This is a genomic window from Oscillospiraceae bacterium, assembly GCA_022483045.1.
Lineage (GTDB): Bacteria > Bacillota > Clostridia > Oscillospirales > Acutalibacteraceae > Caproicibacterium.
Map to the genome: position 1 here is coordinate 233,945 of JAKVOA010000001.1, position 25,376 is coordinate 259,320.

The 25,376-nt window shown below is 50.7% G+C and carries 25 protein-coding genes and 1 riboswitch; of the genes, 18 read left to right on the forward strand and 7 right to left on the reverse strand.

Annotated features, from left to right (window positions below):
- Window positions 1-12 precede the first annotated feature (12 nt).
- Together ybaK and LKE53_01195 are read right to left on the reverse strand one after the other, a co-directional pair.
- On the reverse strand, window positions 13-474 hold the full coding sequence (gene ybaK, locus LKE53_01190) for a Cys-tRNA(Pro) deacylase (GenBank protein MCH3971380.1): 462 nt from the start codon (window positions 472-474) through the stop codon (window positions 13-15).
- A 93-nt stretch (window positions 475-567) separates the two neighbouring features.
- Window positions 568-993: a (deoxy)nucleoside triphosphate pyrophosphohydrolase gene (locus LKE53_01195; protein MCH3971381.1), complete on the reverse strand. Its 426-nt coding sequence runs from the start codon at window positions 991-993 to the stop codon at window positions 568-570.
- A 390-nt stretch (window positions 994-1,383) separates the two neighbouring features.
- Here LKE53_01195 and LKE53_01200 point away from each other — a divergent pair, with 390 nt between their 5' ends.
- The 10 genes from LKE53_01200 to LKE53_01245 all read left to right on the forward strand — a co-directional run bounded on the left by LKE53_01200 (window position 1,384) and on the right by LKE53_01245 (window position 10,859).
- Window positions 1,384-1,695: a hypothetical protein gene (locus tag LKE53_01200; protein MCH3971382.1), complete on the forward strand. Its 312-nt coding sequence runs from the start codon at window positions 1,384-1,386 to the stop codon at window positions 1,693-1,695.
- Between the two features lie 30 nt (window positions 1,696-1,725).
- A complete protein-coding gene (locus tag LKE53_01205) occupies window positions 1,726-3,741 on the forward strand; it encodes a V-type ATP synthase subunit I (GenBank protein MCH3971383.1) in 2,016 nt (671 codons plus the stop codon).
- A 2-nt stretch (window positions 3,742-3,743) separates the two neighbouring features.
- Entirely contained in the window at window positions 3,744-4,226 is a 483-nt protein-coding gene (locus tag LKE53_01210; GenBank protein ID MCH3971384.1) for a V-type ATP synthase subunit K, read from the forward strand.
- 79 nt (window positions 4,227-4,305) lie between these two features.
- Complete coding sequence (locus LKE53_01215; protein MCH3971385.1) at window positions 4,306-4,896, forward strand: V-type ATP synthase subunit E family protein; 591 nt, start codon at window positions 4,306-4,308, stop codon at window positions 4,894-4,896.
- A gap of 36 nt (window positions 4,897-4,932) precedes the next feature.
- Window positions 4,933-5,898, forward strand: coding sequence for a V-type ATPase subunit (locus LKE53_01220; GenBank protein MCH3971386.1), 966 nt, complete (start codon window positions 4,933-4,935; stop codon window positions 5,896-5,898).
- Window positions 5,891-6,217 carry a V-type ATP synthase subunit F gene (locus LKE53_01225; GenBank protein MCH3971387.1) on the forward strand — a complete coding sequence of 109 codons (327 nt, stop codon included), beginning with the start codon at window positions 5,891-5,893 and terminating at the stop codon, window positions 6,215-6,217. The genes LKE53_01220 and LKE53_01225 overlap by 8 nt, the downstream gene beginning before the upstream one ends.
- A gap of 122 nt (window positions 6,218-6,339) precedes the next feature.
- On the forward strand, window positions 6,340-8,115 hold the full coding sequence (locus LKE53_01230) for a V-type ATP synthase subunit A (GenBank protein MCH3971388.1): 1,776 nt from the start codon (window positions 6,340-6,342) through the stop codon (window positions 8,113-8,115).
- Window positions 8,116-9,519 (forward strand): V-type ATP synthase subunit B, encoded by a 1,404-nt coding sequence (locus tag LKE53_01235; GenBank protein MCH3971389.1) that lies wholly within the window; start codon window positions 8,116-8,118, stop codon window positions 9,517-9,519. It abuts the gene before it with no gap.
- Between the two features lie 33 nt (window positions 9,520-9,552).
- Window positions 9,553-10,227 (forward strand): V-type ATP synthase subunit D, encoded by a 675-nt coding sequence (locus tag LKE53_01240; protein ID MCH3971390.1) that lies wholly within the window; start codon window positions 9,553-9,555, stop codon window positions 10,225-10,227.
- Window positions 10,228-10,334: 107 nt separating this feature from the next.
- A complete protein-coding gene (locus LKE53_01245; protein MCH3971391.1) occupies window positions 10,335-10,859 on the forward strand; it encodes an O-acetyl-ADP-ribose deacetylase in 525 nt (174 codons plus the stop codon).
- Window positions 10,860-10,927: 68 nt separating this feature from the next.
- Here LKE53_01245 and LKE53_01250 read toward each other — a convergent pair whose 3' ends face one another.
- A complete protein-coding gene (locus LKE53_01250) occupies window positions 10,928-11,575 on the reverse strand; it encodes a glycerol-3-phosphate acyltransferase (GenBank protein MCH3971392.1) in 648 nt (215 codons plus the stop codon).
- A complete protein-coding gene (locus LKE53_01255) occupies window positions 11,572-12,714 on the reverse strand; it encodes a glycosyl transferase (GenBank protein MCH3971393.1) in 1,143 nt (380 codons plus the stop codon). Before LKE53_01255 ends, LKE53_01250 begins: the two co-directional genes overlap by 4 nt.
- Before the next feature lie 165 nt (window positions 12,715-12,879).
- A riboswitch (TPP riboswitch) is annotated at window positions 12,880-12,989 on the forward strand.
- 76 nt (window positions 12,990-13,065) lie between these two features.
- On the opposite strand from LKE53_01255, the gene thiM reads away from it, so the two are divergent.
- The 3 genes from thiM to thiD are packed head-to-tail and all read left to right on the forward strand — an operon-like array spanning window position 13,066 to window position 15,328.
- Window positions 13,066-13,887 carry a hydroxyethylthiazole kinase gene (gene thiM / locus LKE53_01260; protein ID MCH3971394.1) on the forward strand — a complete coding sequence of 274 codons (822 nt, stop codon included), beginning with the start codon at window positions 13,066-13,068 and terminating at the stop codon, window positions 13,885-13,887.
- Complete coding sequence (gene thiE, locus LKE53_01265; protein ID MCH3971395.1) at window positions 13,874-14,518, forward strand: thiamine phosphate synthase; 645 nt, start codon at window positions 13,874-13,876, stop codon at window positions 14,516-14,518. The genes thiM and thiE overlap by 14 nt, the downstream gene beginning before the upstream one ends.
- A gap of 9 nt (window positions 14,519-14,527) precedes the next feature.
- Window positions 14,528-15,328: a bifunctional hydroxymethylpyrimidine kinase/phosphomethylpyrimidine kinase gene (thiD, locus tag LKE53_01270; protein MCH3971396.1), complete on the forward strand. Its 801-nt coding sequence runs from the start codon at window positions 14,528-14,530 to the stop codon at window positions 15,326-15,328.
- On the opposite strand, the gene LKE53_01275 is transcribed toward thiD, so the two are convergent.
- Window positions 15,322-16,401, reverse strand: coding sequence for a YdcF family protein (locus LKE53_01275; protein ID MCH3971397.1), 1,080 nt, complete (start codon window positions 16,399-16,401; stop codon window positions 15,322-15,324). The genes thiD and LKE53_01275 overlap by 7 nt on opposite strands.
- A 237-nt stretch (window positions 16,402-16,638) precedes the next feature.
- On the reverse strand, window positions 16,639-18,240 hold the full coding sequence (locus tag LKE53_01280; protein MCH3971398.1) for an L-lactate permease: 1,602 nt from the start codon (window positions 18,238-18,240) through the stop codon (window positions 16,639-16,641).
- A gap of 473 nt (window positions 18,241-18,713) precedes the next feature.
- Between LKE53_01280 and larA the strand changes: the two genes are divergently transcribed.
- The 5 genes from larA (at window position 18,714) to LKE53_01305 (ending at window position 24,587) form a co-directional block, all read left to right on the forward strand.
- Window positions 18,714-19,991: a nickel-dependent lactate racemase gene (gene larA, locus LKE53_01285; protein ID MCH3971399.1), complete on the forward strand. Its 1,278-nt coding sequence runs from the start codon at window positions 18,714-18,716 to the stop codon at window positions 19,989-19,991.
- A 130-nt stretch (window positions 19,992-20,121) separates the two neighbouring features.
- A complete protein-coding gene (locus LKE53_01290) occupies window positions 20,122-21,543 on the forward strand; it encodes an FAD-binding protein (GenBank protein MCH3971400.1) in 1,422 nt (473 codons plus the stop codon).
- 45 nt (window positions 21,544-21,588) lie between these two features.
- Entirely contained in the window at window positions 21,589-22,392 is an 804-nt protein-coding gene (locus LKE53_01295) for an electron transfer flavoprotein subunit beta/FixA family protein (protein ID MCH3971401.1), read from the forward strand.
- A 12-nt stretch (window positions 22,393-22,404) separates the two neighbouring features.
- Window positions 22,405-23,409: an electron transfer flavoprotein subunit alpha/FixB family protein gene (locus LKE53_01300; GenBank protein ID MCH3971402.1), complete on the forward strand. Its 1,005-nt coding sequence runs from the start codon at window positions 22,405-22,407 to the stop codon at window positions 23,407-23,409.
- 35 nt (window positions 23,410-23,444) lie between these two features.
- A complete protein-coding gene (locus LKE53_01305; protein MCH3971403.1) occupies window positions 23,445-24,587 on the forward strand; it encodes an acyl-CoA dehydrogenase in 1,143 nt (380 codons plus the stop codon).
- 309 nt (window positions 24,588-24,896) lie between these two features.
- Here the strand turns inward: LKE53_01305 and LKE53_01310 are convergent, their stop codons facing one another.
- Entirely contained in the window at window positions 24,897-25,343 is a 447-nt protein-coding gene (locus tag LKE53_01310) for a GNAT family N-acetyltransferase (protein ID MCH3971404.1), read from the reverse strand.
- Window positions 25,344-25,376 lie beyond the last annotated feature (33 nt).

Below are 25,376 nucleotides of genomic sequence, written 5' to 3' on the forward strand. Positions count from 1 at the left end.
ATAAAATAAAATTTAGTTATGCAAAACGGCAATGGCGGCAGTCGTGCCGCCGGTCAAGCGCAGCAGATCTTGAATAGAGAGCTGCACCTGTGTGCCGATTTTTCCTCCGCTGACATAGATGGTGGGAAACTGCAGGGCGCTTTCATCAAAGACGGTGACAAAGCGCTTTTTCATGCCGATAGGGGAGCACCCGCCGCGGATGTAGCCGGTTATACGGTTTATCTCCTTCACATGGATCATCTCTACGCTTTTTGCGCCGACACTGCGGGCCGCAGCTTTCAGGTCAAGCTCTTCCGCGACAGGCAGTACAAAGACATAGTAGTCGTGGTCTGCCCCCTGTGTAACCAGGGTTTTAAAGACCTGCGCAGTCGGTTGGCCCAGTTTGCGGGCGACCGCCTCGCCGTCGATCTGTCCATCGGTGTGGTCGTAAAAATGCGCCGTATAGCTGACCGCAGCTTTGTCCAAAATCCGCATGACGTTGGTTTTATCATCTTTCTTTTTTGCCAAGAGAAACACCCTCATTTCGCCTTTATTATACGCCGGCGGCGAATGCCTGTAAACCTTTGGTTAGGCAGATGTGCCCGTGCCATAAATGCGGCGAAAAACTGCCGGCGGCGTTGCTGCAAGTGCACGGACCAGTTCCGCATCCGCCGGGCAGAACGAAAACAGCGGAAGCTTTTGGGGCGGCACCCACTGCAGTTTTTCATGTACATTTTTCGCAATTTTTCCGCCTGTGATTTCTGCGTAGTAAAAGGTAAGGAAAACTTCCCGTTCCGGGTACCGGTAAAGAATCTGCCGGCAAACGGAAAGTGGTTCGACCTGAAGAGACAACTCTTCGCGGCATTCGCGCACCATGCAGCCGGCCGGCGTTTCGCCGGGTTCCTGTTTTCCGCCGGGAAATTCCCACAACAGCGAGCAGGCGCCGCCCGGCTTTCGCTGGCAGATCAGCAGGCTGCCGCTTTCATAAAGGATTGCTGCAGAGACTTTTACCATATAAATGCCGCCTTTTTGGAAATAAAATGATAAAATATTAAAATAATAGTAACATGCGCTGTGCTGGATTTCAAGCGGCTGCAGCATAAAATGAAACGCTGACCGGCAGCGAAAGCCTGAAAATGGGCGCCTTTCTGGTCGTTTTCGGCGGAAATCTTTTTCGGCGGCTTTCGTCATTGTTTTTAAAATTTTTACTTTCATTTGCAAAAAATTGTGTTATAATTATAAAAGCTTTGAAGCGAAATTCCTTTATAATTTTTAATTTTTCATTTTTGGAAAATAGTGCTATAATAACTTTATTCAGACAAAGCTTTAAAGCAGACCTGTAAAGAGCAGCTGTTCCCTCCTGCTTTTTGCAGAAATTTTTACAAGGATGGGCGGTGGCAGTTTTTGGCAAAAGAAACAATCGATGCAATCCGTAAGGTAGAGCTTGAAACACAGCAGTCCGAAAAGGATGCACACGCCAAAGCAGAGCAAACGGTCCGGCAGGCACAGGCGGATGCGGCAGCTTTGCTGAAAGACACAGAAAAGGCTGAGAGACAGAAAGCGCAGCAGACACTGCTCAGGGAGCAGGACCAGGAAAAAATAATGCTGCAGGAAAAAGAAAAAGAGACCAGCCGGCAGCTGGCTGCCCTGCGGCAGGCTGCTGCTGAAAGAGAGAACCAGGCAGTCGGCGCAGTTTTGCAGGCGCTGGCTGAATGACGAAAACTGTAGGAAAGGAGTGGTGCGTTTATGGCTGTGCTGCCGATGAAGCGAGTGCTCATCTGCGCACTGAAAAAAGACCGAAAACCGATTTTGGAGCTGCTGCAGCGCATGAGTGTGGTTCAGGTGGAAAGCAGCGGCCCAGAAGATGAGGTCTTTGCAAAGCAGGACCGTTCCGAAGCAAAAACCGCTTTTCAAAAAAACGCTGACACTGCCCAAAAAGCGCTGGAACTTTTAGATTTTTATGTTCCGCAGAAGAAAACCCTTGCTGAAAAGGCAAAAGGCAGACAGCAGGTTTCCGTAGAGGCGTATGAAAAGCAGACACAGAAGCGGGACGAAACCATGCAGGTTTGCCGCAAAATCCTTGCGCTGGAAAAAGAGCGCGCGGAAAATGCCGCGAAAATCCCTAAGCTAGACTCGCAAATGGTTTCGCTTGAGCCGTGGCTGTCGTACGACTTGCCGCTAGACTGTGACGGCACTGGAAAAACAACGATTTTTACCGGTACGCTGCCCAATGAAGTAAAACTGGAGGAGGTTTACCGCCAGCTTGGGGAGCATGCCCCACAGGCAGAGGGAGTCGATGCAGAGGTCATCAGCTCCAGTCAAGAGCAGACCTGTATCTTTGTCGTCTGCTCCAATAAAGACGCCCCCGCGGTGCAGGGCGCGCTGCGCAAAATGGAATTTGCAAAACCGCCGCTGACTGCAGTTAATCCGCAGCAGGCGATGAAAGAACTGCAGCAGCAGAAAGCAGAGCTGCAGAAGAACATGGATTCTTTTGTGCAGCAAATCAAAGATTGCGCTGCACAGCGGGCAGACATTGCCTTTGCCGTCGATTATTTTCATGTACGCGCTGAGAAATACGATGTAATCAGCCAGCTTTCTCAGTCACAGCGCACTTTTGTACTGGAGGGGTATATCCCCGCCCAAAACACGCAGAAACTGGAAGCCCGGCTGGAAACGTCGTTTGATGTTGTTGTGGAGTATGCAGACCCCGGCGAAAAAGACGACGTGCCAGTCCTTTTGAAGAACAATGGCTTCGCAGAAGCGGTAGAACCAGTTGTCGAGAGCTACTCTCTGCCGTCAAAAGGCGAGCTTGATCCCTCTATGCTGGTAGCCTGCTCCTATTATGTCCTATTTGGCATGATGCTTTCAGATGCCGCCTATGGGCTGATTATGCTGATTGGCAGTGCTGTCTGCCTGAAAAAAATGAAAGATATGTCAGACAGCCTGCGCAAAACGCTGAAGATGTTCTTTTACTGCGGCATTTCCACCACTGTTTTTGGTTTCTTGTTTGGCTCTTTCTTTGGGGACGCGGTCAATGTCATTGCGACAACGTTCTTTAACCGGCCCGATATCAAGCTGGCACCGCTGTGGTTTGAGCCGATCAATAAACCCATGAAGATGCTGGTCTTTTGTTTTGCCGTCGGTATTCTGCATTTGTTTGTCGGCCTGGGTGCAAAGCTGTATATGTGCATTAAAAACGGGCATCCGCTGGACGGCGTCTTTGACGTTATTTTCTGGTATATGCTGGTCGGCGGCGGAATTGCTTTTCTGCTTTCTCTGTCGCAGTTTACGACCATGATGGGCATCAGCTTCACGATTCCGGCGAAAGCGGGCAAAGTGATCGGCATTATTGCACTGCTCGGCGCGCTCGGAATTGTGCTGACAGGCGGGCGAGAATCCAGGAACTGGGGCAAGCGCATTTTAAAGGGCCTGTACAGTGTCTATGGAATCACCAGTTATTTAAGCGATATTCTTTCGTATTCCCGGCTGTTGGCACTGGGGCTTGCCACCAGCGTCATTGCCACCGTTTTCAACAAAATGGGCAGTATGATTGGCAATTCCCCGGCCGGTGTGATTGTTTTCATTCTGGTCTTTTTGATTGGTCATACGCTCAATTTGGCAATTAACGCACTGGGCGCCTATGTGCACACCAATCGTTTGGAATATGTAGAATTTTTCGGAAAATTTTATGAGGGCGGCGGCAAAAAATTTGAACCCTTTGCCGCACACACCAAGTATTACAAAATTGAGGAGGACAATTAAGCATGAATAACTTCGGAGTCTTTTTCGCATTGTTGGGAGCAGTTCTTGCTGCGCTGCTTTCCGGTATCGGAAGCGCAAAAGGTGTCGGCATGACCGGCCAGGCGGCCGCGGGTGTCTGCACAGATGACCCGTCTAAATTCAGCAAGGTTCTGATTTTGCAGCTGCTGCCTGGTACACAGGGCATTTATGGGCTGCTGATTGCCTTTTTAACCATGACGCAGATCGGTATTATGGGCGGCAGCGCGGACATTTCGCTTGTCAAGGGCTTAATGTACCTGGCAGCCTGCTTGCCGATGATTATTGTCGGCCCGATTTCCGCCATCCATCAGGCCAAAACCGCAGTTGCCTCTATTGCCATGGTTGCAAAAAGACCGGACCAGTTCGGCAAGGCAATGATTTTCCCGGCAATGGTTGAAACGTACGCAATTTTAGCACTGCTGATTTCCATTCTTGCTATTTTCGGCATCGGCAGCCTTAAGCTCTGAGAATGATAGGCCTGCATATGCGGGAATATCATGCCATACAAAATAAACGCGATACAACTTTGGCGGGATGGGTATGACTATGACTGGTTTAGAAAAAATTATGGAAGACATCCGTCAGGAGTCCGGCGGGGTTGTCTCTAAAATAACAGAAGAAGCAGGGGCTCAGGCTGCGGGTATCGGAAAAGATGCCCAGGACCAGGCGGAAAAGCTTTGCCTGCAGATACAGCATGAAACCGAAAGAAAAGCAGCCGACAGCAAAGCCCGCGCAGCCTCTGCAGCACAGCTGCAGCAGCGGCAGAGCTTGCTTGCCTGCAAGCAGGAACTTATTGCGGGCGTGCTGCAGAAAGCACTGCAGAAAGCTTCTGCCTTGCCGGCAGAAGAATACTTTGCCGCTGTCATCAAAATGGCGGCAGGAGCCGCACACGCGGGGGCGGGCGAGATTTGCTTTAATCAGCGTGACCTTGGCCGCCTGCCTGCCGGCTTTGAAGCAAAGCTGAACAAGGCCTTGAAAACAGGCGCAAGCCTGCATGTGTCTAAAAAAACGGCCGAAATTGACAGCGGCTTTCTGCTGCTGTACAACGGCATTGAAGAAAACTGTTCCTTTGACGCGGTCCTTGCTGCCAGGCATGAGGAGCTGCAGGATAAGGTACGGGCAATCCTGTTCCCATGACGGCAGGAAAAATGAGAACAAAAGGAGGGACCGGATATGCCTGATGACAGTTTTATTTATGCGGTTGCACGCATTCGTACCAAAGAACTGCAGCTGCTGAATGCCTCCTTTCTGGAACAGCTGCTGGCCGCCCCCAACGAAGAGCAGTGCCTGCGCCTTTTGCAGGAGCGCGGCTGGGGCGAAAGCGGTATGGGCGCCGAAGAAATGCTGACGCAGGAATACCGAAAAACCTGGGATTTGATTGGGGAACTGGTAGAGGATAAATCTATTTTTGATGTATTCCTATATCAGTATGATTACCATAATCTGAAAGCGGCTGTCAAAGAAAGCTGCACCGCCGGTACACATCCGGGTATTTTTGTGCAGCAGGGCACTATTCCGTATACACGCATACAGGAAGCTGTGGAAAAGCGCGACTATTCGCTGCTGCCAGAGCGCATGCGCAAAACAGCAGAGGAAGCAACCAATACGCTGCTGCATACCCGCGACGGACAGCTGTGCGACTGCATTATCGACCGCGCAGCGCTGATTGAAATTGAACGTGCGGGAAAAGAAACCAAGAATGAGCTGCTGGCTTTATATGGGGAGCTGACCGCAGCGACGGCAGACATCAAAACGGCGCTGCGCGCTGAGGCAACAGGAAAAGACCGCGCATTTCTGCAACGCAGCCTTGCCCCATGCGATACGCTCGATATTGCCCGCTTAACTGACGCCGCCTTGGAAAGCTTCGATGCAGTGTGCAGCTACTTGGATACGACGCCCTACGCCGACGCCGTGCCGGAGCTGCGTATTTCCGCAGCTGCCTTTGAGCGCTGGTGCGACAACCTGATGATTCGCCGCATTCGCCCGCAGCTGCACAATCCTTTCGGTATCGGGCCGCTTGCCGCGTACATTCTTGCACGCGAGAGCGAGATTAAGACCGTGCGGATTATTTTATCTGGAAAGCACAACGGCCTTTCGGAAAAATCAATTCGGGAAAGGGTAAGGGAAACGTATGTATAAAGTGGCAGTCATGGGCGACTGGGACAGTATCTATGGATTTGGCGCACTGGGTCTAGACACCTTTCGCTTTACCGCAGAGCAGGGCGAGGAAGCAGGCAAAACGCTGCGCAAACTGGCCGAGGCGGACTACGCCGTTATTTATGTAACCGAGGCGCTTGCCGCGCAGATGCAGCGGCAGATTTCTTACTATAAAAGTATGCCAAGACCGGCAATTATCCTGATTCCGGGTATTTCCGGCAATACGGGAGAGGGGCTTGCCGCCGTGAAAAAATCGGTGGAGCAGGCGGTCGGTTCCGACATTTTGTTTCAGAATCAATAGCAGCATAACTGAAAAAGCCGAAGAAACCCACAGCGCTTTTTCTGCGGCGGGCAAAAAAATTGCCGTCCGCCGGCACGGTGCAGAGAAAACAGCGCTTTGCGGGAAGAAAGGATAGCTGTTTCATGAGTAAAGGAACGATCAAAAAAGTTGCCGGGCCTTTGGTCGTCGCCAGAGGAATGCGCGACGCAAATATGTTTGACGTTGTGCGTGTCAGCGACGAGCGGCTGATCGGCGAAATTATAGAGATACACGGCGATGAGGCTTCTGTACAGGTATACGAGGAAACCTCTGGTCTGGCACCGGGAGCACCGGTCGAGTCAACTGGTGCCCCCATGAGCGTGGAACTTGGGCCGGGCCTGATCGGCAGCATCTATGACGGCATTCAGCGCCCGCTGGATACCATTATGGAGGTGACAGGCAGCAACCTGCTGAAGCGCGGGGTCGAGGTTCCGTCCCTCAAGCGCGACAAGGTCTGGCACTTTGTGCCGGAAAAAAAGGTGGGCGATAAAGTTGTCTCCGGCGATATTATCGGCAAGGTACAGGAAACACGCATTGTCACCCAGAAAATCATGGTTCCGCCGGGCATTTCTGGTACGATTAAAAGCATTGCCGAGGGCGATTACCATGTGACCGATTCGGTTGCGGTGCTCACAGATCAAAGCGGAAAAGATCAGCCGGTTACCTTAATGCAGAAGTGGCCTGTCCGGCGCGGCCGGCCCTATCAGCAGAAGCTGTCGCCAAACCGCCCGCTGGTTACCGGGCAGCGCGTAATCGACACGCTGTTCCCCATTGCAAAAGGCGGCGTTGCCGCAGTGCCAGGGCCTTTTGGTTCTGGTAAAACAGTGGTGCAGCATCAGCTTGCCAAGTGGGCCGATGCGGATATCGTGGTTTATATCGGCTGCGGCGAACGCGGCAACGAAATGACCGATGTTTTAAATGAATTCCCGGCACTGAAAGACCCGAAAACCGGCTATTCGCTGATGGAGCGCACCGTGCTGATTGCAAATACTTCCGATATGCCTGTGGCTGCACGTGAAGCTTCCATTTATACCGGTATTACGATTGCAGAGTATTTCCGTGATATGGGCTATTCTGTGGCACTGATGGCAGACTCCACTTCCCGCTGGGCAGAGGCTCTGCGTGAAATGAGCGGCCGCTTGGAAGAAATGCCCGGTGAAGAGGGCTACCCAGCCTATTTGTCTTCTCGTTTGGCTCAGTTTTACGAGCGCGCCGGCCGTGTGGTGGCTTTGGGCAGCGACAACCGCGAGGGTGCGCTTTCCGTAATCGGTGCTGTTTCGCCGGCCGGCGGCGATATTTCAGAGCCGGTCACGCAGGCAACGCTGCGCATTGTCAAAGTTTTCTGGGGCTTGGATGCCAACCTTGCCTATAAGCGGCATTTTCCCTCTATCAACTGGCTGACCAGTTATTCGCTGTATACAGATTCTTTAGGGGATTGGTTTAATCAGAACGTTGGCGAAAACTGGATGCAGATGCGCGGCGATATTATGCGCCTGCTGCATGACGAGTCAGAACTCAACGAAATGGTACAGCTGGTCGGTATGGATGCCCTTTCTGCACCGGACCGCCTGAAAATGGAGGCGGCGCGCAGTATCCGTGAAGATTACCTGCAGCAGAACGCGTTCCATGAAGTGGACACATACGCTTCCCTGCACAAGCAGTACCTGATGATGCAGATGATTTTGGATTACTATGATTTCTCTAAGCAGGCTCTAGAGCAGGGTGCCTCTATCGACAAACTGGTCAGTATGCCGGCACGCGAAAAGATTGGGCGCTTTAAATATATACCGGAAGACCAGATCGACGAGGCCTACCCGCAGCTGATTCATGAGCTGCAGACTGAAATCGGGAACATTACGGCAGCAAAGGAGGATTTATAAATGCCCAAGGAATACAGAACGATCCAGGAAGTTGCGGGTCCTCTGATGCTGGTCCGCGGTGTTGAAAATGTTGCATACGATGAATTAGGCGAAATTGAGCTGGCAAGCGGCGAAAAACGCCGCTGCAAGGTACTGGAAATCGACGACGGCAACGCACTGGTGCAGCTGTTTGAAAATTCCGCCGGTATTAACCTGCAAAGCAGTAAAGTCCGCTTTTTGGGCCGCAGTATGGAGCTCGGCGTTTCAGAAGATATCCTTTCCCGTGTGTTTGATGGACTGGGCCGCCCGATTGACGGCGGACCGGATATTCTGCCCGAAGAGCGGCGCGATATCAATGGCCTGCCGATGAACCCTGCTGCCCGCAGCTACCCGCAGGAGTTTATCCAGACCGGTGTTTCTGCTATTGATGGCCTAAATACGCTGGTCCGCGGCCAAAAGCTGCCGATTTTCTCTGCCTCCGGCTTGCCGCACGCGCAGCTTGCCGCGCAGATTGCGCGCCAGGCTAAGGTGGTTGGCACCGATGAGCCTTTCGCGGTTGTCTTTGCCGCCATGGGTATCACTTTTGAGGAGGCCAACTTTTTTATTCAGAGCTTTAAAGAAACCGGCGCCATTGATCGTACCGTACTGTTTATCAACTTGGCAAATGACCCGGCTGTCGAGCGCATTGCAACACCGCGTATGGCCCTGACTGCCGCCGAATATCTTGCTTTCAAAAAAGATATGCACGTACTGGTTATTCTAACGGATATTACGAACTACGCGGATGCGCTGCGTGAAATTTCCGCCGCACGAAAAGAAGTGCCAGGCCGCCGCGGGTATCCGGGCTATATGTACACCGACTTGGCGTCCCTTTACGAACGCGCCGGCCGCCAAAAAGGCAAGAAAGGCTCTATAACCCTGATTCCTATTTTGACCATGCCAGAAGACGACAAGACCCACCCGATTCCTGACCTGACCGGCTACATCACCGAGGGCCAGATCATTCTGAGCCGCGATTTGTACCGCAAGGGGATTCAGCCGCCTATCGATGTACTGCCCTCTCTTTCCCGCTTGAAAGATAAGGGCATTGGTAAAGGCAAGACCCGCGAGGACCATGCCGATTTGTTAAACCAGTTGTTTGCGGCGTATGCGCGCGGCAAAGACGCAAAGGAACTGATGATGATTTTGGGCGAAGCTGCCCTGACGGATATTGATAAGCTGTACGCAAAGTTTGCGGAAGAATTCGAAAAAGAATATGTTTCGCAGGGTTACCGCACCGACCGCAGCATTGAGGAAACACTGAACCTTGGTTGGAAGCTGCTGCGTATTCTGCCGCGCTCGGAACTCAAGCGTATCAAAGACGAATATCTGGATAAATACTATGAGGAAAAACCTGCAGAAACGATCGAGCAGACCAAGGCGTAACAGCCGGCGCCTGCTCTAAAAGGAGGTGCAGCTTTGCCAGCGGCAAATGTAAATCCAACGCGAATGGAATTGACGCGCCTGAAAAAGAAACTGATTACTGCCCGGCGCGGCCACAAGCTTTTGAAAGATAAGCGCGACGAGCTGATGCGCCAGTTTCTCAGTTTGGTGCGCGAAAATATGGATATGCGCAAAAAAGTGGAGCAGGGGATTAAAGAAGCCAATCAGAATTTTGTGTTGGCGCGCTCTGCTATGTCCGACGAAGCGGTGCGGGTCGCTTTTATGGCGCCCAAGCAGGAAGTCTCGCTTTCGATTGCGACCCGCAATGTAATGAGTGTCGAGATTCCGGTCTATACACCGCACACCCGCACTTCTGACAGCAATGACATCTACTCTTATGGTTATGCCTTTACTTCTGGGGAACTGGACGATGCGGTCAAAAAGCTGTCTGACCTGCTGCCGGATATGCTCAAGCTGGCGGAAAGCGAAAAATCCTGTCAGCTGCTTGCGTCAGAAATTGAAAAGACGCGCCGGCGCGTAAATGCACTGGAGCATGTCATGATTCCGCAGATGGAAGTCAATATCAAATTTATTACCATGAAATTGGACGAAAATGAGCGCAGCTCACAGGTTCGCCTAATGAAGGTAAAAGATATGATGTTGGAAGAAGCACATCATTACAAAGAACGGCAGGAAGAAGAATACGCGTAAAACAATGCGTTGCTAAAAGTTTTCCGCTGCAGAGGCTGTGTCTGCGGCGGGACTTTTTGCTTTTTTGCACAAAGACGGTTGCCTTTGCACAGGAGGAGTTTTATCTCATGCAAATACATATTGAATTGGGCGATATTACGGTCTGCCGCACCGACGCCATTGTCAATGCGGCGAATACGACCCTTTTGGGCGGCGGTGGGGTAGACGGTGCCATTCACCGGGCGGCCGGACCACAGCTGCTGGAAGAATGCCGCACACTGCACGGCTGCCGTACCGGGCAAGCGAAGCTAACAAAGGGTTACCGCCTGCCCGCAAAGTATGTCATTCATACGCCTGGGCCGATTTGGCGGGGCGGCACAGCGGGGGAGGATGTACTTTTGGTTTCCTGTTACAAAAGCTGCCTGTACCTGGCGGAAAAACAGGGCTGCCATACTGTGGCGTTTCCCTCTATCAGCACGGGCGTTTACCGTTTCCCGCTGGAGCGCGCAGCAAAAATTGCTGTACGGGAAATTGCAGATTTTTTAAAGACAGCTGTGCAGGTAACAGATGTATCGATCGTTTGCTTTGACAAAGCCACGCAGGCTGCCTATGAAACAGCACTTGCAGATTGGCAAAAGGCCGCAAAAAGTTGAGGCCTGCCGTATGTTGGGTACAAAAAATTCCTTCGGAAAAAGATTCCGAAGGAATTTTTTGTACATTTTTAGTTGGAGCGATGTGCACGCAGACGAAGCAGCGGCTTGCCTAAGGTGACACCGGCTTTTTCGTGGTTTGGGTTAAATGCTAGTTTCAGCACAACAATGAAAGATGCAGCTAAAAAAGCGACGCGCACGAAAAAACTCTGTTCTTGAAACAACGAAAACAAGAAAGAAATGCAGATGCTGACGCCCACGGACAGGGAATCCGGGTGAATAACAATGATAAATTTAAATAGAACGACAAAAACAAGAAGCAGCAGGACAATCTTTGACAGGCTCCACAAACCAAGCAGCGCACCAAACAGAGAGGAAATTCCTTTTCCGCCCCGGAACTTTAAGAATGGGGAAAATACATGCCCCAGTACCGGCGCCGCTGTCACGGGAATCAGCTGTATTTCCCGTATGCCGCCAACCTTTACCGCCAGCAGGACCGGAATAAAAGCTTTTAAAACGTCCAGCACAATGCACAGCAGACCAATCCCCATTCCGGCCGCGTGTATGGCGTTCATGCCTCCGGGATTATGGTCGGCGGCCGTTTTGCGTATATCTATTTTACAGAAGACTTTGGGAATCCAGTAGGAATACATGACAGCACCGGAGAAAAAACCGACCGCGCTGTAAAAAATCCACGAAGTCAAAAGAACCGATTTCATATAGTTTCCCCTTTTTGTACAGTTTCCTGTAAAGAATTTTGTCCGGTACGCCCCACTTCGATTAAGTAGTCGGCAATCCGCTCGGCCGCGTTGGCGGGGATAAAGCGCTTTTGTGCAGCAATCATCTTCTGTGCGGCGGCGGGGTAGCAGGCAAGGCGGCAGGCCTCCTTTGCGGCACGCTCAATATTTTCGGAAAAAGCGGCCGCACCGACAGAGGCCAGGTACTCGGCGTTGCGGTCTTCACAGCCCGGAATCGGCCGGGTCAGGACCGTGGGAACACGCTTGGTCAGCGCTTCTGTGGAAGAGAGCCCGCCGGGTTTTGTCAAAACAACGTCGGCTGCGTCCATCAGGAGAGAAACATGGTTTGTATACTCCATTGGAATTACGCGGTCAATGTGGGAAAGCGCCTGAAAAAGCCGCTGGTTATGTCCGCACAGGGCAACCACCTGTGCATGCGGGTCTGCAGCTGTCAGAGCAATTGCTAATTCTTTCATCTTTCCGTAGCCCATGCTGCCGCCCATGACTAAGTACATGTGCTCTGCACGCATCTGAAACCAGCGGCGGGCCTCCTCTTTGGGGCGGCTGTCAGAAAAAGCGGCCGCGACCGGAATACCGAGTGGCTTCAGCTTTTCTTTGGGAATACCTTTTGTGGCAAAGTCCGTTATTTGGTACTTTGAGGGAATGATATAACTTGTCAGGTTAGACTCTTCCCAAAAAGGAATGCAGGTATAGTCAGTGGCAATACCAACGGCAGGGATGCGCAGCCCATAGTGTTCCTGCAGGCAGGTAACAGCCTGTGCACTGAAAATATGCGTACAAATTAGCACATCCGGCTGCAGGCGCCGCACAAGATAAGCAAGCTGCCGCGCGTAAAGCGTGTTGGCTGCATAGATAGGGGAGCGCCCCTGCGGCGAAGAAATCAGTTCGCCCAAATGATAAAGAAAGCCAAAAAATCGCGGCGAGTTTACAGTCGTTTTTCCGTAAAGTTTTGCAACCCGCTGAGAAATTTCTTTATTCTGCAGTTTCAGTACGTCCAGTGTATGGGCAGTGCAGCCTTTTGCCCTCAGCGCTTCTGCAACAGCCAGCGCAGCGGAGTTGTGCCCCTGGCCGGTCGCTGTAGAGAGGATTAAAAATTTCATTTCATCACACCAAATTGTTCATTTTTGTACGTTTCTATTCTATATCAGGTACATCTTTTTTGCAATTCCCAAAAATACCGAAAATTTTTTATTTCTGCAGGGCTTTACCGCCTTGCCGGAAACAGAGAGATTGACAAGACCGGGCAAAATGCTATAATATTTTTATAATCAAATAAGGGGAGCTTGTGAAAACAGGCTGAGAGGAAGCTTCTGCGCTTCGACCCTGACACCTGATGTGGACAATGCCACCGTAGGAAGCAGTGAAACTTGCTGAAAAGCGGAGAGCAGGCCCTTTGGGGTTTGCCCTCTTTTTTATTTCCCGGGGGCTGAAAAAATGGGAGGAATCTTAAAATGCTGAGTCAAATGCTGGAAAATGTGCGCAGCGGACAGCCGCTGGTACATAATATTACAAATTATGTTACGGTAAATGACTGCGCGAATATTCTGCTGGCCTGCGGCGGTTCGCCGATTATGGCAGATGAACCGCAGGAAGCGGAGGACATCACAGCGGTATGCGGTGGGCTGAATCTCAACATCGGCACGCTCAACAGCCACACAATTCCCGCTATGCTTGCCGCGGGCAAAAAGGCAAATACTCTGGGCCACCCGGTGCTGCTGGACCCGGTTGGCGCGGGAGCTTCACGTCTGCGCACAGAGACAGCGCTGCGCCTGGTGCGTGAGGTAAAGCTTACAGCGGTGCGCGGCAACGTCTCTGAAATGAAGACGATTGCTTTTGGTGCCGGCTCTACCAAGGGGGTAGATGCAGATGCACTCGACGCTGTGACAGAGGCATCTCTGCCAAAAGCAGTGGCTTTTGCAAAGGACCTTTCGCAGAGAATCAATGCAGTGGTTGCCATGACCGGCGCCATTGATATCGTTGCAGACAGCCAGACTGCCTATGTGATTCGCAACGGCTGCCCGATGATGAGCCGCATTACCGGTTCTGGCTGCATGCTCAGCGCAATGATGACCGCTTACCTTACCGCAAACCCAAAAGAGCCGCTGCGGGCTGCCGCTGCGGCTGTGTGTGCCATGGGGCTGTGCGGCGAGGCCGCCTTTGCGCGCTTAAAAGAGCACGAGGGCAGTGCAACTTTCCGTACCTATCTGATAGATGAAGTGTATTGCTTAAACGGCAAAACACTGGAAGAGGGTGCAAAGTATGAAATGCAGTAAGCAGACCATGCTGCTTTATGCTGTGACAGACCGCGCGTGGGTCGGGAAAGAAACACTGCTGCAGCAGATAGAGGACGCCCTAAAAGGCGGCGCCACGTGTATACAGCTGCGCGAAAAAGAATTGGACGACACGCATTTTCTGCAGGAAGCCCTGCAGGCAAAGGCCCTCTGCCGCCGCTACGGCGTTCCGTTTATCATCGACGATGATGTAGAGATCGCCGTCAAAAGCGGCGCAGACGGCGTTCACGTTGGCCAGCACGATATGCAGGCGGGCAGGGTGCGTCGGCTGATTGGCAGCGGCATGATTTTGGGCGTTTCCGCGCAGACCAAAGAACAGGCCCTTGCTGCACAGGAAAACGGTGCGGATTATTTGGGCGTGGGGGCTGTGTTCCCAACCGAAACCAAAAAAGACGCAGATGCGGTATCTTACAGTACGCTGAAAGAAATCTGCGCGGCGGTTTCCATTCCTGTATGCGCTATCGGCGGCATTTCCCAGAAAAATCTGCTGCAGCTTACGGGCAGCGGCATTGATGGTGTGGCGCTGGTTTCGGCCGTCTTTGGCAGCCCCAATATTGAAAAAAGCTGCAGGGAACTGCTGGCACTTTCCAGGCAGGCTGCAGCAAAGGAATGAGGTGCGGTGATGCAGAAAGTTCTTACTATTGCCGGCTCAGATTCCAGCGGAGGCGCCGGCATTCAGGCGGATATAAAAACGATCACGGCGCATAAAATGTACGCGATGAGCGTTATCACTGCACTGACTGCACAGAATACAACCGGTGTGTTTGGCATAGAGGATACGCCCCCTGCGTTTGTCGCAAGCCAGATAGACGCCGTTTTTACAGATATTTTTCCGGATGCTGTCAAAATCGGCATGGTTTCCAGTACAGAGATCATACATATCATTGCTGAAAAACTGAAACAGTACGCACCTAAGAATCTGGTGATTGACCCGGTCATGGTGTCTACCAGCGGCTGCCAGCTGATTACCCCGCGGGCATGCAGTGCTCTGCGTACCGAACTGTTGCCGCTGGCGGATGTTGTGACGCCTAATCTGCCGGAAGCAGAGGTGCTGTGTGGGTTTCCAGTTCATACAGAATCGCAAATGGAACATGCTGCGCAGGAAATCGGCGAAACCCTGCATGCGGCGGTATTGGTAAAGGGCGGCCACCTGGCGAAGGACGCTGCCGACTGCCTGTATGACCACGGCACGCTTTCCTGGTACCGCTCTAAGCGGGTTGCAAATCCAAACACCCACGGTACGGGCTGCACGCTTTCTTCGGCGATTGCCTGCAATCTGGCGGCTGGCAAGCCGCTGCAGCAGAGCATTAGCGATGCAAAGGACTATTTGACCGGCGCACTCCAAGCAATGCTGAATTTAGGCCGTGGTTCCGGCCCGCTGGACCACACCTATTGGCTGGAAATCTGCCGCGAAAATCAGTGAGAAAAGGAAACAACGACAATGGCCGTCTGCAAAAGGGCCAAAATACTGGCAAAAGCTATCTGAAAGCGTCGATTGATGTACATGACTGCCAAGTATTCGCGCAAAACAGCGTTTGGGAAATAATATTTCGCCGTTTTTGCGCCAAGACCCTGTATCTTGCGAAAACCGGCAAGCCTTGCGTAGTAAATAGCGCGGTAAAGATGATAGTTGTTGGTTACCACCATACAGCGCGTCTTTGCTGCGCCTTTTGGGGTTTCTTTTACGTCGATGATTTCTTTGGAAAACCGCAGGTTTTCTTCTGTGTTTTTTGAGTTTGTCTCTGCCAGCAAATCTTCTGCCGGAATTCCTTTTGCCAGCGCATAGCGGTACATAGCGGTCCCCTCAGGCAGGGCCTCGTCGCCGCCCTGCCCGCCAGAGAGCAGAATGGTGGGGTGCTGGCCCCTCTTTCTGGCCCGCTGATAAAAGTGAATGGCTTTGTCAATGCGGCCGGCGAGCATGGGCGAGACATCGCTGCCATGCAGTAGCCCGCAGCCAAGCACAATCAGATAGCGCACCTTTTTATAGTGCGGCCGGTGAAGGTGCAGCAGAATCAGCATTGTTAAAAAGGCGGTCATTGTGAGCAGCAGAAAAAATTCGCCGACGAAAACATAGGAAAAAATCAGCGAAACGACAGGCTTTTTATAGATGTTCCAGCCAAACGCAATGCCGATTACAATTTGTGCAATAATGCCGACCGTTAAAATCAGAGAAAGCATATTTGGCAGGCTGTGCTGTTCGCGCTTTAGCATTTGTACCGAACTGGTAAATAAATAAAAGAATAAAATAAATACGCCGCACAGCACCAGCAGAAACAGCACGATGGCCAAAGCAACCGCAAGAGTGGAGATGATCTTTTGCTGAACAGAGACCATCCAGCACAGCAGGCCCCCCAGTGCGGCGATTAAAAAAGCATCAAAAAGGAATCCGTTTCGCAGCCGGGCAGGATGTACCGTATACGTGATGCAAAACAGAATAAAGCAGAAAGCTGCTGCCCCTAAAAGTGCTCTTGAGAGCACGTCAAGCGTAAGTGACATACGTCTGTTCCTCTTTTCTTTTTCTGTGCGTACGTAAAAATAGGCTGATAATTCTTTCTTTCAGTTTATCATATTTTTCTATAACAAAAAAGAGATACATAAAAAATGGCCGGTGCTGTAAAAAGCACCGGCCATTTTTATGACAAATTCAGCTTTTAGGAATGTGATGGACTGCTTCAGTATCGGGGTACTGTATAGCTAAAGCTGAAAGTCAGACAAATAAAATACGGAAATGTGTCAGTTGATAAGCGAAGGAGCGATTCCCTGCAGCAGACCAACAACCAGGCAAGCAATTACCAGCAACAGGATAGCCCACTTGAAAATGCCTTTGAGCAGCTTGCTGTCCTGACCTTCCAGGCCAACAGCGGCAACTGCGGTTGCAATGCACTGTGGAGACATAATCTTGCCAATGCCGGCGCCCAAAGAGTTCGCTGCAGCCAGCCAGTAAGGCGAAACGTTAATTGCTTTTGCCGCCTGTACCTGCAGAGACCCCAGCAGGACCTCGGTATTTGTGCCGCTGCCGGTGACAAATGCACCAATCGCCGCAATAATCGGGGCGACAAACGGATAGAACTTGCCGGTCAGTGTGACAAAGAGCTTTGCCATATCGCCGATCATGCCGGAGAAGGTCATAATCTTTGCCATAGCCATAACCGACATAATGGTGATAATGGTCTTTACCATCTGCTTGAAAGTAGCACCCAGAGTCGCCAGCATATCACGGCCGGAAATGTGCTGTGCAATACCGCCGATAATTGCGGCAATGAAAATTAGCACACCGGGGGTGTTGATCCAGCTGAACGTTGTCTTTGTCTTGGACATGGTGCTGATGATGACAGAAGTCTTGAATTGACCGAGGAAAGTGTTGATCGGCGGAACCAGCTTAGAGGTGAGCAGCAGGAATACAAAGATCAGGATGAAAGGAAGCCATGCGATGATAGGCTTCATATCTACCTGTTTTTCTTTTGCTGCCGCTGCAGCGCCGCCGCCTTCTGCACGCATATCGTACTCGGCAGGAACAGGCTTGCCTTTGCGTGCGCGGGCCATTAGAATGGTGCACAGCAGAGAAACAATGCAGCCGACGATAACGGTCAGTTCCGGGCCGATGAACTTGGAAACAATCAGCTCAGGAATCAGGAAGCTGATGCCGGAAACCAGGGTGATACCGACAACACCTTTCAGTGCCTTGGGGCCGCCGCCGCCGACAATGATCATCAGGAACGGGACTAAAATCATAAACGGAGCCATCTGTACAATGGTTGTAAAAGAAATTGCGGTTGGGACTAAGCCGGTGCCGCCGAAGTTTGCTGTAAAGGTGGCAGCAGTGGAGCTTATAAGGGTCGTTGTAGGAATACCAACAGAGCCGAATGCTGTTGGGAAAGCGTTGGCCAGCATACATACCAGGCAGGCAAGCACGGGGTTCATGCCCATGCCAGCCAGCATGCTTGCAGGGATTGCAATGGCGGTGCCGAAACCTGCCATGCCTTCCAGGAAGCCGCCGAAGCACCAGCCGATAAGCAGGATGATGATGCGCTTATCAGCGGAAATACCGGTGAGCATTCTTTTAATGACATCCATGGCACCGCTGCGCAGCGACAAATTATATGTAAAAATTGCTGCGATGATGACTAGGATGATTGGCCACAGTGCTGAAAGGAAACCTTCCAAAGCAGAGGTGGCCATGCCAACAGCCGGCATTTTCCACATGGTCAGCGCAAGCACAATGGCGATCACCATAGCGCTTAGGCAGGCCCAGTGACCGGGCATTTTTAGCGCGGTCAGAGCCACGATAATCCATATGATTGGTACGAGTGCAATAATGGACTGTAGTAATGACATAAAGAAACCTCCTTCATTTTTTGCGGTGGCAGAAGCCTTTCTGCCGCCAAAATTATTTGTCGCTAATACGAAATTCATACTAGCAAATTACATAAAAAAGTTGTATAATATAAAAAAATAAATTACCAAAGAGGTAGGACCCCAAAGCTAAAGAACAAGCATCCAGCTTCGTGCCGGTGGGCGGTTTAGCCAAATTGGATGGACCGCTTAACATGGTTATTATATGCCCCAATCGTTAAAATGTCTATAATTTTCTGCAAAACAAATAGAATTTTTACTATATATACAAAGAATACAGTGAAAAATTGTGAGAAAGTTAGAAATTCCATTTAGGGGATTGCATTTAGCGATATTTGTGTTAAAGTTTTAGAGAAGCCGAAAAGTGGTTTAACCAATCTTGCAAAGAACCAACACTTTATTATAAAAGCCAAGAGGACCCAAAAGCCTCTTGCAGAAACGGAGGGAAACAAAGCATGGATACCATTAAAATCCCATTTGGAAAAGCAGGCATGACTCTGCACGCCGATTTGTCAAAGGCAGAGGTCCTCACCTCTCACATCGGCGAGCTAAAAGCAACCGGCTCTGAAGATGCCCTGGTACAGGAAGCCATGGCACATCCAATTGGGTCCCCACGCCTGAGTGAGCTCAGCAAAGGAAAAAAGACCTGTACAATTATTATCAGCGACCACACCCGCCCTGTTCCCAGCAAACATATCATCCCCTTTATGCTCAAGGAACTGCGGGAAGGAAATCCCGACATCGATATTACATTGTTGGTGGCGACCGGCTTCCACCGCCCGTCGTCAAAGGAAGAAATGGTTTCAAAGCTTGGGCAGGAAATCGTTGACAACGAAAAAATCGTTGTTCACGACAGCCGTAATCCCGACACCAATATGCAGGTCGGTGTGCTGCCATCTGGCGCACCCTGTGTTATCGATAAGGCTGCCGCAAAAGCGGACCTGCTGGTGTCAGAGGGCTTTATTGAAACACACTTTTTTGCCGGATTTTCCGGCGGACGCAAGAGCGTTCTGCCCGGTGTCTGCGACCAGGTAACGGTGCTCGGAAACCACTGCTCAAAGTTCATTGCTTCACCGTATGCGCGCACAGGCATTCTAAAGGGCAACCCGCTGCACAAAGATATGCTTGAGGCCGCAAGACTGGCCGGCCTGAAGTACATAGTAAATGTAATTATCGATGAAAACAAAAAAGTCGTTGCGGCTTTTGCCGGTGACTCTGTAAAAGCACATCAGGCCGGCTGCGACCTGCTGAGCAAGTATTGTAAAGTAAGTCCCAAGCAGAAAGGCGACATCGTCATTTCCAGCAACGGCGGCTATCCGCTTGACCAGAACATTTACCAGAGCGTAAAAGGCCTGACCGCTGCTGAGGCTGCTGCCGCTGATGGCGCTGTGCTGCTGATGGTTGCAAAATGCAACGATGGCCACGGTGGAGAGGGCTTCTACAATGCACTGAAAAATTGCGCTTCACCTGAAGAGCTGACCAAAGAAATTTTGGCCACACCGCAGAACAAGACAAAGCCTGACCAGTGGGAATTTCAGATTTTGTGCCGCGTTCTGTGCAAGCATCATGTTATCTATATTACTGACCCTGCGCAGAAGCAGATTATCGAAGATATGAAGATGGAGTGGGCACCCGACGTTGACACCGCACTTGCGCGCGCCCGTGAATTAAAAGGTGCAGATGCACACCTCGTTGTAATACCTGATGGAATTTCTGTAATGGTTTTGCAATAGTTCATATTATTTACAAAATTTTTAGTAGAAATATACGTACTGAAGCAAAAAATTTCAAAAAAAACGAAAAAAAGAGATAATTACACTTGATAATTATTTCTCAAAGAATTATCCTTAAGGAGGAGCTGTTATGGCTAATTACAATTCAATCACACCTGAGATCCTAGCCGAACTTCAGAAGGCTGCGCCCGGTCATGTTGTTACCGGTGCAGATGTCAATCCGGACTACGCAAGAGACGAAATGCCGATCTACGGCAGTCATATGCCGGACATTTCCATCGATGCACAAAGCACTGAGGAAATTTCCGCAATTATGAAAATCTGCTACGAAAACAACATTCCGGTCACTACCCGTGGTGCCGGTACCGGCCTTGCAGGTGCCTGCGTGCCTATCTATGGCGGCGTGGTTATCTGCACAACAAAGATGAACAAGATCCTTTCTTATGATCTTGACAACTTTGCCGTGACTGTACAGCCTGGTGTACTGCTTCAGACCCTGGCTGACGATGCCCTCAAGCATGGCTGCATGTATCCCCCAGATCCGGGCGAAAAACTGGCTACATTGGGCGGCAATGTTTCGACCAACGCAGGCGGTATGCGTGCTGTTAAATACGGTGCAACCCGCGACTATGTCCGTGCAATGACTGTTGTTCTGCCGACCGGCGAAATCGTGCATTTTGGTGCGACTGTTTCCAAAACCAGCTCTGGCTACAGCATGACCAACCTGATGTGTGGGTCTGAGGGCACGCTGGGCATTATCACTGAACTGACCCTGAAGCTGATTCCTGCTCCGCAGGCAACAATCAGCCTGATGGCGCCTTTTGAGGACCTTGCCGCGTGCATTTCCACTGTCCCGAAGTTTGCAAAGAACCATTTCCATCCGCAGGCTCTGGAGTTCTTTGAGAAAGAAATTCTGGTTTCTTCCGAAGAGTATCTGGGCAAACAGGTCTTCCCGCGCAAGATCGAGGGCAAAGATGTCGGTGCTTACCTGCTGATTACCTTTGATGGTGATTCTCAGGATGAACTTGACCCAATCGTCGAGAAAGCTGCTGACATGCTGCTTGAAAACGGTGCTATGGATGTTTTGGTTGCAGATACTGCCCCGAAACTGAAAGATACCTGGGCCGCTCGTTCTTCTTTCCTGGATGGCATCGAGGAGCAGACCAAACTGCTGGATGAATGCGATGTTGTTGTTCCTGTCAACGCCATTGCAGATTACGTTGGCTTTGTTGCTGACATCAAAAAGAAATTTGACTTCTCTGTCAAGTACTTTGGTCATGCCGGCGATGGCAACCTGCACATCTACACCTGCTCGAATGACATGGATCCCAAAGAGTTCAACAAGCAAGTCGATCAGTTCATGAGCGCAATCTATCAGAAGGCCATGGCGCTGGGCGGCCAGATCTCCGGCGAGCACGGCATCGGCCTTGGCAAGACAAAATACCTGGCAGAGGCCCTCGGCCCGGTCAATATCCGTCTGCAGCAGGGCATCAAGAAGGTATTCGATCCTAAGCTGATTCTGAATCCTGGCAAGGTCTGCTACAGAGCGTAAGCCGCTTCAGCGTCAACTTGTAAGCAAATAGTTAGGAGTGTTGTTATGAATATTTTGGTATGTGTTAAGCAGGTACCGGACACCACTGAAATCAAGATTGATCCTGTGACCAATACTTTGGTTCGTGACGGCGTGCCCAGCATTGTAAACCCCTTTGACGGGTATGCCCTGGAAGCAGCCGCCCGCATTAAGGACAAGAACCCTGACACCAAAATCGTGGTGCTCTCTATGGGTCCTGGTCAGGCAGAAGCCGCACTGCGCGACTGCCTGGCAATTGCGGCCGACAAGGCCTATTTAGCAAGCGACCGTGCTTTTGGCGGGTCCGATACGCTGGCCACCAGTTATATCCTCAGCGCAGCTGTTAAAAAGGTTGAGGAACTGGAAGGTAAATTCGACGCTATCTTCTGCGGCAAGCAGGCAATCGATGGCGATACTGCACAGGTCGGTCCTGAGATGGCTGAGCATTTGGGCTATCCGCAGGTCACCTATGGCCTGGAAGCCTCTGAAGAAGCGGACGGCCTTCATGTTCTTCGTGAAGCTGAGGACGGTACTGAGCTCGTGGGTATACAGCTGCCCTGTGTGGTAACATTTACCAAACCAAGCTATGACCCCCGTTTCCCCACCATTAAGCGTAAAATGGCCGCTCGCAGAGCAAAAATCGAGCAGCTTGCTGCTGCCGATTTGTCTACGATCGATCTTTCCCGCGCTGGTTTAAAGGGCTCACCAACTAAGGTGAAAAAGACCTTTGTACCACAGCGCAAGGCTGCCGGCGTAATCATTAAGGAAGAAACACCTGAGGATTCCGCTCGCAAGCTGTTCCACATGCTTAACGATGCACATGTCATTTAAGGAGGGCCATACATGGAAGTTAAGAGCAAAGACCTTTGGGTTTTTATTGAAACAAAGGAGGACGGCTCTGCCAAGAACGTTGGCATTGAGCTGTTAAATCCTGGCCGCGAACTGGCTGACAAGCAGGGCGGCGCACTGGTAGCAGTCGTCATTGGCAGCAACACAAAGGCAGCGGTAGAAGATGCCGGCACACATGGCGCTGACAAAGTCATTGTCGTAGACAGCGAAGAGTTTAAAGTATACTCCACCGATGCCTATGAACTGGCTATGGTACATCTGATTGAAAAGTATGCACCGACTACAATTCTGATCGGCGCTACTCCAGAGGGCCGCGATTTGGCACCTCGTATTTCCTGCAATCTGAAAACCGGCCTGACTGCTGACTGCACCGCGCTGAGCATTGATGATGAGACAGGCAACATGGTTTGGACCCGCCCGGCATTCGGCGGCAACCTGATGGCTTGCATCATGTGCCCGAACAACCGCCCCCAGATGGGCACGGTTCGTCCTGGCGTATTCAAGAAGCCTGCCGATACAGAAAACAAGGCAGCGGTTACTACAGAAGAATTCCATGTTTCTCCTGAGCAGATCCGTACAAAGATTCTGAAAGTCATGAAGGAATCTACTGCTGACTTTGTCGACCTTGAGGGTGCTGATATTATCGTATCCGGCGGCCGCGGTGTTGGCGGAGCAGAGGGCTTTAAGCCGATTAAAGAACTGGCAGATGCGTTGGGTGGCGTTGTTGGCGCTTCCCGTGCGGCTGTTGATGAGGGCTGGATCGCCCATTCTCATCAGGTTGGCCAGACAGGTAAGACAGTTGGTCCGAAGCTGTACATTGCCTGCGGCATTTCTGGCGCTATTCAGCATTTGGCTGGTATCAGCGGTGCTGACGTGGTTGTTGCTATCAATAAAGATGCAGATGCACCGATCTTTGGCAGAGCTGATTACGGTGTTGTCGGCAACTTGTTTGATATTGTTCCGGTACTTACCGAAGAGGTCAAAAAGCTGAAAGGCTGATTGCCGTTTAAAGTTTACGAAAGGGGTACTGTATAATGAATTTTAAGTTCAACGATGAAGAAAAAGATATCTTAGGCATGGTACATGATTACTGTGTAAAGAATGTTGGCCCGCGCGCTGCTGAAATTGATGAGCAGGAAAAATTCCCGGAGGATGCTTGGCATGAGCTGTCCGAAATGGGCATGATGGGTATGCCTTATCCGGAAGAGTACGGCGGCTCTGGCATGAGCTACCTGTGCTACATTGCTACAGTTGAAGAAATCTGCAAGTACTGCGCCTCTACCGGCACAATGCTTTCTGCACATACTTCTCTGTGCACATGGCCTATCTTTACCTTTGGTACAGAAGAACAGAAGAAAAAGTATATGCCTGACCTGTGCTCCGGCAAAAAGCTGGGTGCTTTCGCTCTGACAGAGCCTGGCGCCGGCACTGATTCTGCTATGCAGAAGACAGTTGCAGAGGACAAGGGTGACTACTTCCTGCTCAACGGCAGCAAGGTATTCATTACCAATGCTGGCTTTGCGTCTGTGTTTGTTGTCTTTGCTATGACTGATAAGTCAAAGGGCAACCACGGTATTTCCGCCTTCATCATTGATCGCGACACTCCTGGCTTCACGATTGGCGCACATGAAAAGAAGATGGGTATTCGCGGTTCTTCCACCTGCGAGCTGGTTTTTAACGACTGCAAAGTCTCTAAGGATCATCTGCTGGGTGAAGTAGGCAAGGGCTTTAAGATTGCTATGGCTACTTTGGATGGCGGCCGCATCGGCATCGGTGCACAGGCTGTTGGTATTGCACAGGGCGACATTGATCAGACTATTCCTTACCTGACTGCTCGTACACAGTTTGGCAAGCGCATCAGCCAGTTCCAGAACACACAGTTCCAGCTGGCTGGTCTGCAGACCAGAACTGATGCAGCCCGTCTGCTGGTTTATCGTGCAGCACAGGCAAAACAGGACGGCGAGCCGTACAGCGAACTGGCCGCTATGGCTAAGCTGGACGCTGCTGTTGTTGCCGGCGATGTAGCACGTGAGTGCCTGCAGCTGGTTGGCGGCTACGGCTATACCCGTGACTATCCGTATGAGCGTGCAATGCGTGATGCAAAGATTACCGAGATCTATGAAGGTACTTCTGAAGTACAGCGCATGGTCATTGCAAAATGGATGGGCGTTAAATAATTTCAACTCCTATAGGTTTGCATAAAAAAGGACCCTGCGGCAGGCTTTACACTGCCGCAGGGTCCTTTGCTCATTTTATGAAAAAACTTATAATTAAAACGGCAGGACACCCAGATGATTTGTCTTTTGGTGCCCTGCCGTTTGCAATTTTGTGTGTATGAGAAGGATTTCTCCAACCGGGGTGCAGCCCTCCATACTTGCAAAGAGCAAGCGCCTTTTTTGCAGCTGCCTGTCAAAATAGGCATTGGCCCAGCCGTAAATACCCGGCCAAAGGCCGCAGAATATGCTCATTCCTTCCGTAATGGAATCCTAAATGAAATTTTTTTCCATCTTTACATGCTCGATTCCTGCCTCTATAAATAGATCAGACATTTTTCTATACCCGCATTTTTCATAAAAGCCGCATACTTCAAATTTAGCATCCATGACGATTTTGATTATACCTTTTTCACGATATTTTTTTTCGATATACTCCATAACCGCTTTGCCTAAACCATCTTTGCGGAAATGCTTGTAAAAACAGAATCGCTGAATTCGGATTACAGTATCAGATACTTTTAAACAGCGAATGGTACCTGCATTTTCATTCTTAAATTGAATTAGAAAGTGTGTACATTGGTCATTCAGGCAGTCGTATTCGTCGATTTCAATAGATTTAGGGACACCCTTTTCAAGGGTAAAAGCAGCATTTCGTATTTGCAAACACTGTTTTAAAGTATTGTTGTCTGTAGCGGGCAGCATTTTTAAATTTTCCACTTTTTCTCCAAGGCTTCAGGTTTCGGTATTTAG